The organism is Arenibacterium sp. CAU 1754 (assembly GCF_054482635.1).
Window position 1 is genome coordinate 78,529 of sequence record NZ_JBTLRG010000001.1, and the last position, 15,332, is coordinate 93,860.

The window sequence follows — 15,332 nt, forward strand, 5'->3', positions numbered from 1 at the left end:
AAGACAAGAATTCGCAAGCGGCCACAGGAATGGTTCAAAACCCTCAGCGGGTCAGATCGCGCATACCCTGTTCCAGGCCCGACAGGGTCATCGGCACCATAGCGTTTTCAAAGATTTCCTTAATCATCGTGATCGAGTGAGTGTAGGTCCAGTATTTCTCGGGGATCGGATTGATCCAGAGGTTCGAATTCCACTGTTCGCGGGCGCGTTGCAGCCAGACCTGGCCCGGTTCGGCGTTCCAGTGTTCGTTGGCCCCGCCGGGATAGGCGATTTCATAGGGACTCATCGAGGCGTCGCCGACAAAGATGCATTTATAGTCGGGCCCATAGGTGCGCAGCACCTCGTGCATCGGGATTTGCTGATCCCAGCGGCGGCGGTTGTCGCGCCAGACACCTTCGTAAAGGCAGTTGTGGAAATAGAAATACTCAAGGTGTTTGAATTCCGCGCGTGCGGCGGAAAACAGTTCTTCCACGACCTTGATATGGGGGTCCATCGACCCGCCCACATCGAGGAACAACAGCACCTTGACCGCGTTACGCCGTTCCGGGCGCACCTTGACATCGAGGTACCCGTTTTCGGCCGTCGAGCGGATGGTGCCATCAAGATCCAGTTCGTCGGCGGCCCCTTCGCGGGCCCAGCGGCGCAGGCGTTTCAGGGCCACCTTGATGTTGCGCGTTCCCAGTTCGACAGTGTCATCAAGGTTCTTGAATTCGCGCTTGTCCCAGACCTTGGTCGCGCGCTGATGGCGGCTTTCGTTCTGGCCGATGCGGACGCCTTCGGGGTTATAGCCATAAGCTCCAAAGGGCGACGTCCCGGCGGTGCCGATCCATTTGTTGCCCCCCTGATGGCGTCCTTGCTGTTCCTTCAGCCGTTCGCGCAGGGTTTCCATCAGTTTTTCAAACCCGCCAAGCGCCTCGATCTCGGCCTTTTCCTCGGCCGAGAGGTGCTTTTCGGCCATCTTTTCCAACCAGTCGGCGGGGATGTCTACGGCCTCCATCACCTGATCGAAGGTAATGGTTTCCAGCCCCTTGAACGCGTGGGCAAAGGCTTGGTCGAATTTGTCGAGGTTGCGTTCGTCTTTCACCATCGCCGTGCGAGCGAGATAATAGAACGCCTCGACGTCATAGGTGACGAGCCCCTTTTTCATCCCTTCGAGAAACGACAGGTATTCGCGCAGGGACACGGGAACACCGGTTTTTCGCAGGGTTTCGAAAAAGGGAAGAAACATGGTGGTCAGACCGCGGCGCGATGGATGATGATCGTTGCTACCATCCCGACCAACGCAAGGGCAATGCCATAGCCCGCCGCGTATTGCAGGATGTCCGCCAGTGACCCCTTGTTTCGTTTCGCTGTCAGAGCGCCGAAAATGGCCCCGATGAGCGCGCCAGCAATTACGATCATGTGTTCTTTTCCCGCTGCTATCAGCCGCGTTTTTGCAGCGGGCTCAGCGACGAGATTTCGCGCATCTTGGCCCGCACGGCCCAATCCGAACCAAAGCCGTATCGCGCCCATCCCAGACTGTCCAGCCTGACGGCGCGTGCCTGTTCGAACTGGCCGGTCAGGTCCAGAGCCTCGGCCTGCAGCAACATCAGGGTCGCAAGCAGCGCAGCATTCTGCGCGCGGGCGGCGACGGGCAGGTGCGGGGTGATCTGGCGCAACGCGGTGGCGCCTTCCCCCAGAGCGATGGCATAGGCCGCCGTTTGCGTGGCGATAAAGGCGCGGTGCAATTCAGTGCCGGGGGTGCGCGCCAGATAACCCAGTGCCGTGTCGTAATGTTGCTGGGCCAGGGCGGGATCGTAATTCTGGATCATGCGGCCCAGCATATAGTGGCTGAAGGCGCGGCGATGATCCTGCCACCCCATCTGTTTGGCGATGCCGGCGGCGCTGGCGGCTGCGGCGCGCCGCTGGGATTCGCCCGATCCGGGGCCAAGCGCAGTCTGAACATTGCCGATCCAGTTGCGCGGCGTGGTGCTGACGGCGCGGGCCGGTTCGCTGTTTCCACGCGGGTTCAGCCGGGACAGGATGGCGGGCAGGCGTGCGGCAACTTCACTGCGTGACATGCCGCTGCGCAGTTCGGGGGCATAGCTGGCCCGCAGGATCAGCATATCGAACCCGGTCAGAACGGTGTGCACATTGTCGTCATTGAAGACGGAATCGGGCAGGTGGTAGAGATCGTTGAGCGGTCCGATTGCCTGGGCCAGTTCTTCGTGCAGGCAGTCGCGCAGTTCCTGCGGGCTGGAATCGTTGGGCACGAAAACGCCAAGCTGGCTGCGGGTGCGCAGCAGAGACCAGTTGGTTTTGGCATCGCGGCGGTTGCGCCGGAATTCGCTGAGAGTGGTGACGTTGGGCACGACGAAACAGGCGGCCTGGGGCAGGGCGCGGCGGATTTCACTGCGGCTTATCGCGTTGATGACGATATTGGCCCGCCCTGAACCGACCTGGCGAATATTTATTCCGGCCTCGCGGTTCAGCCGGCTCAGCAGGGCCCGCAGGTCAGGCCCGAGGCTGGGGGGCGGTGCGCCGGTTACCTTGACCGTGATTGGGGTTTCGAACCGGGTGAACACCTGCAGGGAGCGCCCGCTTTCCAGTTCGAAATGCAGCGCCAGAAAGTCGGCCGCGATATTTGCGTTTGACTGAAAGGGGGGCCGCACCTGGGCCGCTGAAAAGTTTTTCATCGGCGGCAGGGTGCTGTCGGCGATTTTGGCGCGTGTCGGGGGCGCTTCGACCGGGGTCGAAGAGCACCCGGCCAACAGGGCGACGGCAAAGGCGGCTGCAAGACGGATCATGGGCGATTGTACTTGATGAAAGGTGAAAGGACGGCAACGCGGTCATAAAGCTGTCGCGCGGTTTTATTGAAATCCTGCGTCAGCCAATAGACAGCCGGAGCGCCGCTTTTGTCTGCCTCGGCATAGACGCCTTCGATCAGGGCCCGTCCGATGCCTTGTCCGCGTGCGTCGGGATGCGTGAAAAGATCCTGAAGGTAACAGACGTTTTCGATTTTCCAGGCGTGGCGGTGAAACAGGTAGTGGGTCAGCCCAAGCAGGGTGCCGTCAGAGACGGCAACCAGCGCGTTGAAATCCTGCGGGTCATCGCCCAGCAGGCGGGCGAAGGTGCTGTCATAGACCTCATCCGGGAGGGTGGTTTCGTAGAATGCGAGATACGCGCGCCACAAATCGTCCCATTGTGCGCGGTCCTCGGGGCGCAACGGGCGCAGTATATGCGTGGAATGCTCGCTCATTGGTTGCAACGGTGACAGAGAGGTCTCTCCTGCTCAAGTGCTTTTGCAATGTCACGGCTACGGGGCGTATACTTTCGGGAACAGATCCCAGAAGTCTAAGTATGCAGCTTTTGAAGGGCCGATACAGTCCTTGAATTGAGCAAAAACTGTTTCCCCAAGGGAAACATAGCGGCGCCCGGTGCGTGCGGGCCGGACGCCGGAAACCTTTGCCTTATCGGTTCTGTCCGCGGGCCATGAACGCAAGGCGTTCGAACAGGTGCACGTCCTGTTCGTTCTTGAGCAGGGCGCCGTGCAGTTTGGGCAGCGCGTTAGCGCCGTCGCGTTTCAAATCCTCGGCGGTCAGGTCCTCGGCCAGCAGCAGCTTGAGCCAGTCCAGAACCTCGGAGGTCGAGGGTTTCTTTTTCAGTCCGGCGGTTTCGCGCAGTTCGAAAAACTGGGTCAGCGCCGTGGCCAGCAGCGATTCCTTGATGCCGGGGTGGTGCACTTCGACGATCTTGCGCATCGTCGTCTCATCCGGGAAGCGGATGTAGTGAAAGAAACAGCGGCGCAGGAAGGCGTCGGGCAATTCCTTTTCATTGTTTGAGGTGATGATCACGATGGGGCGCTGGCGCGCGGTGATGGTTTCGCCGGTTTCGTAGACGAAAAACTCCATCTTATCCAACTCTTGCAGCAGGTCGTTGGGGAATTCGATGTCGGCCTTGTCGATTTCGTCGATCAGCAGAACAACCCTGTCTTCGGCCTCGAACGCCTGCCAAAGCTTGCCCTTTTTGATGTAGTTGGCGACGTCGTGCACCTTTTCTTCGCCCAGCTGGCTGTCGCGCAAGCGGCTGACCGCATCGTATTCATACAGGCCCTGCTGCGCGCGGGTGGTGGATTTGATGTTCCACTCGAGCATGCGCAGACCAAGGGCATCGGCGATCTGGCGTGCCAGTTCGGTTTTACCGGTGCCCGGTTCGCCCTTGACCAGCAGGGGACGTTCCAGCGTGACGGCCGCGTTGACGGCAATCGTCAGGTCTTCGGTGGCCACGTAATCCTTGGTGCCCTCAAATTTCATGTTCTTCCAACCCTTTGCTGCTTTCTGCGCGGTAAATCTGTTCGTTCCGGCCTTTTAGCCCAAGCGGTACACTATTGTGTAGTGACATTCCGATAGGTCTCGGATAAACGCTGCGGCAATGATAGGCCCGATCTCTAAGGAAATGTAATGTCAGGCGTTTTTAGCCAAGCTAAGGGAGCTGAAATGAAGCACGACGTTTTCTTGCCGGAAGATTATAGCCCGGCTGAAGATGAACCATTCATGAATGAACGGCAGGTTGAATATTTTCGCCGCAAGCTTTTGAACTGGAAGCATGAGTTGTTGGCGGGCAGCCGCGACACGATCGAGGGATTGCAGGATGGTACGCGCAATATTCCCGACGTCACGGACCGCGCAAGCGAAGAAACCGACCGGGCGCTGGAACTGCGGACACGGGACCGTCAGCGCAAGCTGGTGAACAAGATCGACAGCGCGCTGCGCCGGATCGAAGAAGGTGAATACGGCTACTGCGAAGTGACCGGGGAACCGATTTCGCTCAAGCGGCTGGATGCGCGCCCGATTGCCACCATGAGTCTTGAAGCGCAGGAACGGCACGAACGCCGCGAAAAGGTTCATCGCGACGACTGACCCTTTCTGACATGTGACGAAATTCATAAACGCCGGGGCCTGTTGCCCCGGCGTATTTGCGTTTATCGAAAGGTATGACCCTGAAGGATCGCGACATAACCATCCTTGGCGGCGGGATCGGCGGCATGAGCGCCGCCTGCGCACTGGCCGATCATGGTGCACGGGTGCGGGTTCTGGAACAGGCGCCCGCGCTGACCGAAGTCGGCGCCGGGTTGCAGATCAGCCAGAATGGCATGGTCGTTCTGCGCAAGCTGGGTGTGGTCGCGGATGTGCCCATTGGTGCCGTGCAATCGGACGGGGTCGAATTGCGCGATTTCCGCAATGGGCGCCCGGTGTTCGACCTGCCACCGCCTTTGGCTGGTCCGACATGGTTTTTCCATCGCGCGGACCTGTTGGCGCAACTGGTTCACGCGGCCGGGGTCAAGGGGGTCGAAATCGAACTGGGCCGCCGCGCGCGGTCCATCACCCTGTCTGACGGGCATGCCACGATCGCATTCGAAGATGGTACGCATGAGGACGCCTCCTGCCTGATCGGGGCAGACGGTGTGCGCGGGGTGTCACGCCAGACGGTCGAAGGCGCGGGTGATCCCTTATTTTCCGGGCAGGTGGCCTGGCGGGCGATTGTCCCCCGCACCGCCCCGGCGGATCGGGCTCCGGCGGTTGTCACCATGGGGCCGGGACGGCATGTCGTGACCTATCCTCTGCGGGACAAGACCCTGATGAACGTGGTGGCCGTGGAAGAGCGGCGCGACTGGACGAACGACAGTTGGAGCTGTGAGGCCGACCCCCGGGACCTGCGCGCGCGGTTCGCTGATTTCGGGGGCGCTGTGGGGGATATTCTGTCCGAAGTGACGCAAGCGCATCAGTGGGCGCTATATCTGCATCCGGTGGCCCGGCGATGGTTCGACGGACCACTGGCATTGCTGGGCGACGCGGCGCATCCGACCCTGCCATTCATGGCCCAGGGGGCCTGCATGGCGATCGAGGATGCCTGGGTTCTGGCCACGTCGCTGGCGCAACAGGACGCGGTCGGGGCCGGGTTCGCACACTACCGCGATCTGCGCCGCCCGCGCACCGAACGGGTTGTCGCGGCAGCGGCAAAAAACGCGCACCGGTTCCATCTGCGCAGCCCTTTTCGCCAGGTTGCACAATTGGGTCTGTCGGTGGCGGGTCGCGTGGCGGCACCGACATACGACTGGATTTATGATTTTGACGTAACGGCTTAGCGGGCGTCAGAGATCCAGTTCGACCCAGATCGGTACGTGATCCGATGGTTTTTCATGGCCGCGAATTTCGGCGTCGATCTGGCAGTCGGTCAGCAGGTCGGCGCATTGCGGTGTCAGCAGGAAATGATCGATCCTGATCCCGTCGTTCCGGTTCCAGGCGCCAGCCTGATAATCCCAGAAACTGTAGTGTCCCGGCCCTTGCGTGCGGGCGCGGAAGGCATCGGTAAAGCCCAGGTTCACGATCCGCTGAAACGCGGCGCGGCTCTCGGGGCGGAACAGGGCATCCTCGCGCCAGGCGTCCGGGCGTTTGGCGTCTTCGGCCTGGGGGATGACGTTATAGTCGCCCGCCATCAGCGCGACTTCCTCATTGGCCAGTAACTGCTCGGCCCGGGCCTTGAGACGCTCCATCCAGACCAGCTTATAGTCGAATTTGGGCCCCGGCGCCGGGTTTCCGTTGGGCAGGTAAAGCCCGCAGATGCGCACCGCCTGTTTGCCGACAACCGTCGCCTCGATCCAGCGGGCCTGTTCGTCGTCGTCATCGCCGGGCAGGCCGCGGCTGACGTCCTCAAGCGGCAGTTTGGACAGGATCGCTACTCCGTTGAACGATTTCTGACCGTGTGTTTCGACGTTATATCCGCGCTCTTCGAAGATATCCCGCGGAAAGAGGTCGTCCATGGATTTTATTTCCTGAAGAACGACGACGTCGGGCTGGGCCGTATCCAACCAAGCCGGAAGGGCCAGGCTCCGTGCCTTGATCCCGTTGATGTTGAAACTGGCGATCTTCATGCGTGCCCCATGGTTCCGTTTTCCTGCGTCGCACACGATCTATCGCCCAAGGGAACGACCAGAGCAAGGTGAAGCCCGGTCGCGATGGGAATCAAATTGGGTCAGGACGAATCATTTTCGCGATATCGGGCGCATACCGGATCCGATTCGTATCCGGTTTGATCTCGATTCAGGGGCATTTCTGACACAATTCGGCCCTGTGGATAACTTTTTTTGGCCGCATTCGTGTCAGGGCGGAATGGTTCAGCGTCACCCGTTTGAGACGGGTTCTTGATGTGGATAAGTCACCGTTGACACACCCATGAGTGGAAAAAACATTTTGCAGTTCACGTCTAGGGTGCAAGCGTGAAAGGGCGATCCACTTCACAAACTATGGGAAACTACGAAATGAACGCTCAACGCAAAGTCTATGACATCGAAACCACTCTCACCACTGCTGTCCAGACAAGCCTGTTCGACGGTGACGGAACGGCAATGTTCTCGTCCGGGTCGGCTCCGATGGCGCAATCCGACATTCTCGACGGCGATGCGACCGCACTGTTTTCGTCAGGGTCTGCGCCCGTAGGCTATGCCGGTACCACTGCCGGCGAAGGCGTTGAAATGTTCTCGTCCGGTTCCGCGCCGGTCGGTAGCGCCGAAGCCAGCAAGGGCGAAGGTGTCGAGATGTTCACGACCAGTTGTGGCCCGACCACCGGCAGCGCCGTCACCACGGGCGAAGGCGTTGAAATGTTTACCACCAGCTGCGCGCCGACCGGTGACACTGCGACCATCGCTGGCGAGGGTGTCGAGATGTTCACCACCAGCTGCGCGCCGACCGGCGACACTGCGACCATCGCCGGCGAAGGCGTCGAGATGTTCACGACCAGCTGTGGCCCGACCACCGGCAGCGCCACTACAGCGGGCGAAGGTGTGGAAATGTTCACCACCAGCTGCGGCCCGACCACCGGCAGCGTCGCCATCTCGGGCGACCGCACCGAAATGTTCTCGTCCGGCAGCTAAGCCCGACCTGAATATCTGAAGTTGGACACGGGGCGTTCAGAGAACGCTGTTTGAAAGAGGTACACCCAATGTCAAATGTCATTCATCTGAACGTTCCGTCCCAACGCCAGAGCACGGCGAACCGTCGCGCCGCGATGATCGCCTGCTTTGCCCAGCACCGCCGCTTTGGGGATGATGTGTTCTGGCTGAAGGAAAATGCCGAACTGCTCAACATCCTGGAATGCACCGGGCTGGAACTGGAAGAAAACGCATTGGCCCCGCACGAAGGGTTCTATGCGCAAGTGGAAAAACGGCTGGGGTTCTTTCCGCAGTATTACCGTTTTCTCCTGTCGATCTGCTTGGATCTTGAGGATTTGGGGATCAAGGGAAACAAGGGCGAGGCGCTGGCCCATTGGGTGGCGCGCGAAGGTCTGGCCGATGCCGAACTGTCCGATCTGCAACGCGCCGAGGCCCGCCGCCTGATGATGCGCCGCGGGATCGATCCGCTGGCCGACGATACAGGGCTGGAAGACCGGTTGAGATGCTTTATCGACCGCTCGGAAACATTTGCGATGCCGAACAAGAAGGCCGCATATGAACTGACTCACATCGTTTTCTACCTCAGCGAATATGGCCGCCGCGATCCGCGTCTGTCGCAATCGGCGATCACGAGCCTGGAATACGCCGGTTTGCTGGCCTTTCTGGATCGGAACGCCGATCTGCTGGCCGAAATCTGCGTTGCGCTGCGCTTTGCCGGGGTGGAACCCTCGGATGTGTGGGAAAACTGGCTGACGCGCGAGACCCACCAGTTCAGCATCGAAACCGGCGCTCATGTCGCCACGGCGGACAATTATCACGACTTCTTTGTCTGCAACTGGCTGATGGCCGTGTCCGGGCGTGCGGCGTTCGACAAGCCGGTCGAATTTGACCGGATGGCCTTTTACAGCGCGACCCCGCAACCCGGGGCGCTGCGGGAAATGTCCGAATGCATGTTCCGCCTTGAGGATCAGCGCAGCAGCGATTGGTCTGTCATGCGCCCTCATATCGAACAGGCATTGTCGGAATTTGGTTATGACGTTCTCAACGACGCCCAGAAAAGCACCGATAAGTTTGAAGAATTCTTCGCCGGGTTCGCGCGGACGGGTCTGCGCGGGGTGGCACTGTGATTGGTGTAAATGCACGCACGGCGTCGGTCGGGGCCGGTCTGGTCATCGTCTATACGGCGCTGATTTCATCGGCTGATGCGATCACCAAATTCATCGCGGGCGGATATGCCGCCCCGCAGTTGTTTTGCATGTCGGGTCTGATCGTCATGGCGCTGAGCCTGATGGCGGATCGCCATCCATCGCAACGGCGCGGGCTTGCCACATCCTGTCCGAGGGCCATGGCGCTGAGGTCTGCGGCGACGGTTCTGGCGTCGGTCTGCTTCTTCTATTCCTTCAAATTGCTGGCCTTTGCCGAGGTGTTCCTGTTCATCGGGTTGATCCCGATCGTGGCCGGGTTGATGTCCGGCCTGATCCTGAACGAACATGTGCGCCCCGTCGCCTGGGGCGCGTTGGTGGCCGGTTTCGTCGGGGTGTTGTGCCTGTTCCCCGAAGGGGTTAGCAGTGTCTCGCTGGGCCATGTTTGTGCCATGGCGGCGGTTCTGTTCGGCACCTTTTCCATGGTCATGGCCAGATACATAGGACGCCATGAAAACAATGCCTTGGCGCAGGTTTTTTATCCAAATTCGGCGATCTTCGCAACGATGACCCTGATCCTGCCTTTCGTCTGGAAGCCGATGCCGCTGGAGGATCTGGGATGGGTGGTTGCCTATGCAACGCTATTGTTCGCGGCGCGGTGGCTGCTGGTGGTTGCGCTGCGGTTGCTGGCTGCCTATGCGGTGACACCGCTGATGAACCTGCAGTTTGTTTGGATGGTTGTTCTGGGCGCCATATTCTTTGGCGAATTACCCGCCCCGAACACATACCTGGGCGTTGCGATCGTCATTGCGACGGGCCTGTTCCTGGTATGGGATCAGTTCCTGCCGGACGAACAGCGCAAGCCGGCACTCCCGCGGATCGGCGACAAGGTCCAGTTCAAGTCTGACCCGTAAGGTATTGGTTTACATTGAAAAAGAAGTGCCGCATCCGCATGAGGATGTGGCATTCGGGTTTTCGATCACGAACCGTGCGCCAATCAGTTCGTCACTGAAATCGATCACCGCGTTTTCAAGAAACGGCAGCGATACGGTATCGACCACAACCTTCTGACCCTGACCTTCGAGAACCAGATCATCCTGACCGGGTTCATCCAACGCGATCTCATACTGAAACCCGGAACATCCGCCACCTTCTACGGCGACGCGCAGGGCCTGGCCCTTGTCGGCGGCGCCAATTTCGGCCAGCCGTGCAAAGGCACGTTCTGTGACTTTGGGAGGAAGCTGCATGTCAAAGCACTCCGGAAGGTTTCAATGCGCTGTTGTCTATCATATAGAAACATGAGGGACAGGCGACAAGGACCAGCACATATGCGGGCGTCTTATGCCTCGGATCCGGAAACCAGCAGGGGACGGCTGGTTCCGGAAGAGGAAAGCAGCTTTCGGTCGTGTTTTCAGCGCGATCGCGACAGGATCATCCATGCCAGCGCGTTTCGGCGGCTGAAGCACAAGACCCAGGTCTTTATCGAACATGAGGGCGACTACTATCGCACGCGCCTGACGCATTCGATCGAGGTGGCCCAAGTGGCGCGCACCATTGCCGGCGCCCTCGGACTGAACCAGGAACTGACCGAGGCCGTGGCGCTGGCCCATGATCTGGGTCACACGCCGTTCGGCCATACGGGCGAGGATGCGCTGCACGCGCTGATGGCGCCCTATGGCGGGTTCGATCACAATGCGCAGGCCATTCGCATCGTTACGCATCTGGAGCGGCATTATGCCGATTTCGACGGTCTGAATCTGACCTGGGAGACACTGGAAGGGCTGGCCAAGCATAACGGCCCCGTTGTCGGCGATCTGCCCTGGGCGCTGGCGGAATATACCGCGCGCCATGATCTGGAACTGTCCACCTATGCCAGCGCCGAGGCGCAGGTGGCCGCGATCGCGGATGACGTGGCCTATAACCACCACGACCTGCATGACGGTCTGCGCGCCGAGTTGTTTTCGACCGACGAACTGGCCGAATTGCCCATTCTGAAGGGTTGTTTCGCCGAAGTGGATGCCCGGTATCCCGGCCTCAACTATTATCGTCGCCGTCACGAGGCGTTGCGCCGGTTCTTTGGGGTGCTGGTCGAGGACGTCATCACCTTTGCCCGCCGGCGTCTGGGCGAGATCGACCCGAAAACCGTGCACGATATCCGCCATGCCGGGCAGCCGATCGTGCAGTTTTCGGACGGGGTTTTTGCCGATCTGAAAGTGATCCGTGCCTTTCTGTTCGAACGGATGTATCGCGCGCCCAGCGTGATCGAAATGCGCGCCGAGGTGACCCATGTCGTGAATGAGTTGTTTCCCTATTTCATGGCCCATCCCGATGAGTTGCCCAAACAGTGGCGCAAGGATGTCGAGGCCGCGACGGAACAAGTCACGCTGGCGCGCATTGTATCGGATTATGTGTCTGGCATGACCGATCGGTTTGCTCTGATGGAACATACACGCCTGTGTGGCGGGAAGGTGAGATCGCAATATGGCAGTTGAGTACGCATCCGAGGGTCTGAGCCCTGTCATTGCCTTTGCCCTTGTCGGGGCCCTGGGCGTCGGGTCGCAATGGGTGGCCTGGCGGATACGCATGCCGGCCATCGTTCTGATGCTGGCAGCGGGTCTGATCGTGGGTCCGGTTCTGGGCATCTTTGATCCGGCGCGCGATATCGGAACGCTGATGGGGCCGATGATCTCGGTCGCGGTGGCGATCATCCTGTTCGAGGGCGGTCTGACGCTGAACCTGCATTCCCTGCGCGACAGCGCCAAGGGGGTGCGGCGGCTGGTGTTCATCGGGGCGCCGCTGGGATGGTTGTTGTCCACTCTTGCGTTGCGCTATGGGGCGGGCCTGAGCTGGGAAAGTGCGGCGGTCTTCGGCGGCATCATGATCATCACGGGTCCAACCGTGATTGCGCCGCTGCTGCGCACGGCGAAACTGGCGCGCCGCCCGGCTGCGTTGTTGCAGTGGGAGGCGATCATCAATGACCCGCTGGGGGCGCTGGCCGCGGTGCTGGCGTTTGAAGTGGTCATGGTTCTGAACACCGCGACCACCGTTCAGGCCGCAGTACTGGAACTGGTCATCGGAATCACCTTTGCCTCGGTCATCGGGTTGGCAGGCGGCTATGCGCTGTCGCAATCCTTTAAGCGGGCCTGGGTGCCGGAATTCATGAAGGTTCCGGTGCTTTTTGCCGCGCTTCTCGGTGTCTTTGCGCTGGCCGATCAGCTGCTGCACGAAAGCGGGCTGCTGGCTGTCACGGTCATGGGCATCTTCATCGCAAATGCCAATTTGCCCAGCTATGAGGAATTGCGGCGGTTCAAGGAACACGCGACCGTTCTGCTGGTGTCCGGGGTGTTCATCCTGCTGGCGGCGTCGGTGGATCTGGAGATGCTGGGCCAGCTGACCGGACGTATGATCCTGTTCGTGCTGGCCGTCGTTCTGCTGGTCCGGCCGCTGACTGTGTTCATTGCCATGCTGGGGGCAGGGGTGCCGTGGCGCGAACAGGCGATGGTTGCCTTTACCGGACCGCGCGGCGTGGTTCTGGTCGCGGTGTCGGGCCTGTTCGGCGAACGGCTCGCGTCACTGGGCGTTGCCGATGGCAGTCTGATCCCGCCGCTGGCCTTTGCCCTTGTGGTCTTTACCGTTGTTCTGCACGGATTCACCCTGAAACCCCTAGCCCGGGCGCTGGGGTTGAGCGGCGGGGAGACGCCCGGCGTTCTGATCGTCGGTGGCTCGCCCTTTGCCAAGGCTTTGGCCGAAAGCCTGATCCGCCATGAATTGCCGGTGCTGATCGCCGATACCAACTATGGCCACCTGTGGCAGGCGCGCACGGCGGGCATTCCGACCTTTACCGGCGATATCCTGTCCGAAGCCGCCGAGCACCGGGTGGAACTGATGCAGTTCGAAACCGTCGTCGCGGCCACGGATAACGATGCTTATAACACACTGGTCTGCACCGATCTGGCGCCGGAATTCGGTCGGGATAAGGTATTCCAGTTGCGACGCAGAAAAGAAGACAGTGCACGCCATCAACTGCCCCGGACTCTTGGGGGCAAACCGTTCGGGCCCGAAAAGGGGTATGATCGGGTCAATGACCTTGTGGAGCAAGGTTGGACCGTGCGGCGCACGGGACTTACGGACGAATTCGGCCTGACCGAATGGCGGGACGAGCACCCCGACGCCATTCTGATCGGGGTCATCTCGCCCGGCGGGGCGGTGCGGCTGGTGCGCGAAGAGGCCGATGTGAAGGCCAAGGCCGACCATACGATCATCGCCCTGCGTCCACCCCAGCCTGATACGCCCAATGACGGCCCGCCGGTCGAGCCCGAGTCACCAATGGTCAAGTGAGCCATGTCGCCTTGCGCCCATACGGCGCGGGGCAAAACCCATCATGACGAGTTGACCACCGGCGAATGAGTGGTAAACCCCGGCCAAGCCCAAAAAGGATGCCGAAATGAACCTGTTTGCCGAAATTCGTTCGCTGGTGCTGAACAGCCTTGATGCCATGGTGCAGGACGGTGTTTTGCCGCAGGGTTTGAGCTTTGATAACGTTGCTGTCGAACCTCCGCGCGACGCCGCACATGGGGATATGGCGACAAACGCGGCAATGGTGCTGGCCAAGCCTGCAAAGATGAAGCCGCGCGATATTGCCGAGGATCTGGCCGGGCGTCTTGCCGGGGATGCGCGCATCACCAGCGCCGAAGTGGCAGGTCCCGGGTTCCTCAATTTGCGGCTGGCGGGCAGTGCCTGGCAGGGTGTCATCGGTGCCGTTCTTGCGACCGGGACCGAATTTGGCCGGTCGGACATGGGGCAGGGGCAGAAGGTCAACGTTGAATATGTCTCGGCCAACCCCACGGGACCGTTGCATGTTGGCCATACCCGCGGCGCCGTGTTTGGCGACGCCTTGGCCAGCCTGCTGGACTACGCCGGCTTTGACGTGACGCGCGAATACTACATCAACGATGGTGGCGCACAGGTCGATGTCCTGGCCAGGTCGGTGTACCTGCGATATCTTGAGGCGCTGGGGCGTGAGGTGGCGTTCGAGGACGGCACTTATCCCGGCGACTACCTGATCCCCGTGGGGGAACGGCTGGCCAAGGACAAGGGCGATGCCTGGGTTGATCAGCCTGAAGAGGTCTGGCTGGCCGAACTGCGCGACTTTGCGACCAATGCCATGATGGATTTGATCCGGGCGGATCTGGCCGCGCTGGGTGTCAAGATGGACGTGTTTTTCAGCGAAAAATCCCTCTACGGCACCGGCCGGATCGAGGCCGCGCTGGAAGCACTGGACTCGAAGGGGCTGATTTACGAAGGCGTACTTGAGCCGCCCAAGGGCAAGGTGCCCGAGGATTGGGAGCCGCGTGAACAAACGCTGTTCCGCTCGACCGAACATGGCGATGACGTGGATCGCCCGGTCAAGAAATCGGATGGCGGCTGGACCTATTTCGCGCCTGATATCGCCTATCATTTTGATAAGGTTTCCCGTGGGTTCGACGCCCTTATTGATGTGTTCGGGGCAGATCATGGCGGCTATGTCAAACGGATGAAAGCAGCTGTTTCGGCCCTGTCGGATGGTAAGGTTCCGCTGGACATCAAACTGATCCAGCTGGTGCGGCTGTTCAAGAATGGAGAGCCGTTCAAGATGTCCAAACGGGCGGGCAATTTCGTCACCCTGCGCGACGTGGTCGATCAGGTGGGCCCCGACGTAACGCGGTTCGTGATGTTGACGCGCAAGAACGACGCACCGCTGGATTTCGATTTCGACAAGGTGCTGGAACAAAGCCGCGAAAACCCGGTGTTCTACGTGCAATACGCCCATGCGCGGGTGATGAGTGTGCTGCGCCGTGCGGCCGAGGCTGGCATTGCCGCCGATGACGGCGTGATCGCGGCGGCCGACCTGTCGGGCATTGAACATGAGGCCGAGCTGAACGTAGCCAAAAAGCTGGCCGAATGGCCGCGCCTGGTGGAAATCGCGGCCCGCACCCATGAGCCGCATCGCGTGGCATTTTACCTCTATGAACTGGCCGGAGACTTCCACGCGCTTTGGAACCGGGGCAACGATGTGCCCTCTCTGCGGTTCCTGCAGGAGGGGGATGTCGCGACCAGCCAGTCGAAAATGGCCCTCGCACGTGCCGTTTCCGTTGTTATTTCCGCAGGTCTTGGTATTCTTGGTGTCACACCGGCGCAGGAGATGCGGTAACAATTCGCACCAGCCGCCGGACCGAGGCAGTAACGAGAAACCCGGATCGCACCTTTTGGTGCGTCAGCGGGCA

15 protein-coding genes are annotated in these 15,332 nt (G+C 60.4%); 8 read left to right on the forward strand and 7 right to left on the reverse strand.

Annotated features, from left to right (window positions below; genetic code table 11):
• Positions 1-43 precede the first annotated feature (43 nt).
• The 5 genes from ACXYMO_RS00410 to ACXYMO_RS00430 all read right to left on the reverse strand — a co-directional run bounded on the left by ACXYMO_RS00410 (position 44) and on the right by ACXYMO_RS00430 (position 4,292).
• Positions 44-1,228, reverse strand: coding sequence for a vWA domain-containing protein (locus ACXYMO_RS00410; protein ID WP_458876668.1), 1,185 nt, complete (start codon positions 1,226-1,228; stop codon positions 44-46).
• Between the two features lie 5 nt (positions 1,229-1,233).
• Positions 1,234-1,401: an apolipoprotein acyltransferase gene (locus ACXYMO_RS00415; RefSeq protein ID WP_458876669.1), complete on the reverse strand. Its 168-nt coding sequence runs from the start codon at positions 1,399-1,401 to the stop codon at positions 1,234-1,236.
• 20 nt (positions 1,402-1,421) lie between these two features.
• Positions 1,422-2,786, reverse strand: a complete 1,365-nt coding sequence (locus ACXYMO_RS00420) for a DUF2927 domain-containing protein (RefSeq protein WP_458876671.1) — start codon at positions 2,784-2,786, stop codon at positions 1,422-1,424.
• Positions 2,783-3,238, reverse strand: a complete 456-nt coding sequence (locus tag ACXYMO_RS00425; RefSeq protein ID WP_458876672.1) for a GNAT family N-acetyltransferase — start codon at positions 3,236-3,238, stop codon at positions 2,783-2,785. The genes ACXYMO_RS00420 and ACXYMO_RS00425 overlap by 4 nt, the downstream gene beginning before the upstream one ends.
• 211 nt (positions 3,239-3,449) lie before the next feature.
• Positions 3,450-4,292 carry an AAA family ATPase gene (locus tag ACXYMO_RS00430; RefSeq protein WP_458876673.1) on the reverse strand — a complete coding sequence of 281 codons (843 nt, stop codon included), beginning with the start codon at positions 4,290-4,292 and terminating at the stop codon, positions 3,450-3,452.
• A gap of 183 nt (positions 4,293-4,475) precedes the next feature.
• Between ACXYMO_RS00430 and dksA the strand changes: the two genes are divergently transcribed.
• Both dksA and ACXYMO_RS00440 read left to right on the forward strand, forming a co-directional pair.
• Positions 4,476-4,898 (forward strand): RNA polymerase-binding protein DksA, encoded by a 423-nt coding sequence (dksA, locus tag ACXYMO_RS00435; RefSeq protein ID WP_458876674.1) that lies wholly within the window; start codon positions 4,476-4,478, stop codon positions 4,896-4,898.
• Positions 4,899-4,972: 74 nt separating this feature from the next.
• Complete coding sequence (locus ACXYMO_RS00440; protein ID WP_458876675.1) at positions 4,973-6,124, forward strand: FAD-dependent monooxygenase; 1,152 nt, start codon at positions 4,973-4,975, stop codon at positions 6,122-6,124.
• Between the two features lie 6 nt (positions 6,125-6,130).
• Here the strand turns inward: ACXYMO_RS00440 and xth are convergent, their stop codons facing one another.
• Complete coding sequence (gene xth / locus ACXYMO_RS00445; RefSeq protein ID WP_458876676.1) at positions 6,131-6,910, reverse strand: exodeoxyribonuclease III; 780 nt, start codon at positions 6,908-6,910, stop codon at positions 6,131-6,133.
• A 387-nt stretch (positions 6,911-7,297) separates the two neighbouring features.
• Between xth and ACXYMO_RS00450 the strand changes: the two genes are divergently transcribed.
• The 3 genes from ACXYMO_RS00450 to ACXYMO_RS00460 all read left to right on the forward strand — a co-directional run bounded on the left by ACXYMO_RS00450 (position 7,298) and on the right by ACXYMO_RS00460 (position 9,983).
• Positions 7,298-7,909 carry a hypothetical protein gene (locus tag ACXYMO_RS00450; RefSeq protein ID WP_458876678.1) on the forward strand — a complete coding sequence of 204 codons (612 nt, stop codon included), beginning with the start codon at positions 7,298-7,300 and terminating at the stop codon, positions 7,907-7,909.
• 68 nt (positions 7,910-7,977) lie between these two features.
• Positions 7,978-9,054 (forward strand): DUF6902 family protein, encoded by a 1,077-nt coding sequence (locus ACXYMO_RS00455; RefSeq protein ID WP_458876679.1) that lies wholly within the window; start codon positions 7,978-7,980, stop codon positions 9,052-9,054.
• Positions 9,051-9,983: a DMT family transporter gene (locus tag ACXYMO_RS00460; protein ID WP_458876680.1), complete on the forward strand. Its 933-nt coding sequence runs from the start codon at positions 9,051-9,053 to the stop codon at positions 9,981-9,983. The genes ACXYMO_RS00455 and ACXYMO_RS00460 overlap by 4 nt, the downstream gene beginning before the upstream one ends.
• A gap of 9 nt (positions 9,984-9,992) precedes the next feature.
• Here ACXYMO_RS00460 and ACXYMO_RS00465 read toward each other — a convergent pair whose 3' ends face one another.
• Positions 9,993-10,316 (reverse strand): HesB/IscA family protein, encoded by a 324-nt coding sequence (locus ACXYMO_RS00465; RefSeq protein ID WP_458876681.1) that lies wholly within the window; start codon positions 10,314-10,316, stop codon positions 9,993-9,995.
• Positions 10,317-10,397: 81 nt separating this feature from the next.
• Here ACXYMO_RS00465 and ACXYMO_RS00470 point away from each other — a divergent pair, with 81 nt between their 5' ends.
• The 3 genes from ACXYMO_RS00470 (at position 10,398) to argS (ending at position 15,259) form a co-directional block, all read left to right on the forward strand.
• Complete coding sequence (locus ACXYMO_RS00470; RefSeq protein ID WP_458876682.1) at positions 10,398-11,561, forward strand: deoxyguanosinetriphosphate triphosphohydrolase; 1,164 nt, start codon at positions 10,398-10,400, stop codon at positions 11,559-11,561.
• Complete coding sequence (locus ACXYMO_RS00475; RefSeq protein ID WP_458876683.1) at positions 11,551-13,407, forward strand: cation:proton antiporter; 1,857 nt, start codon at positions 11,551-11,553, stop codon at positions 13,405-13,407. The genes ACXYMO_RS00470 and ACXYMO_RS00475 overlap by 11 nt, the downstream gene beginning before the upstream one ends.
• A gap of 106 nt (positions 13,408-13,513) precedes the next feature.
• A complete protein-coding gene (gene argS, locus ACXYMO_RS00480; RefSeq protein WP_458876684.1) occupies positions 13,514-15,259 on the forward strand; it encodes an arginine--tRNA ligase in 1,746 nt (581 codons plus the stop codon).
• Positions 15,260-15,332: the final 73 nt, after the last annotated feature.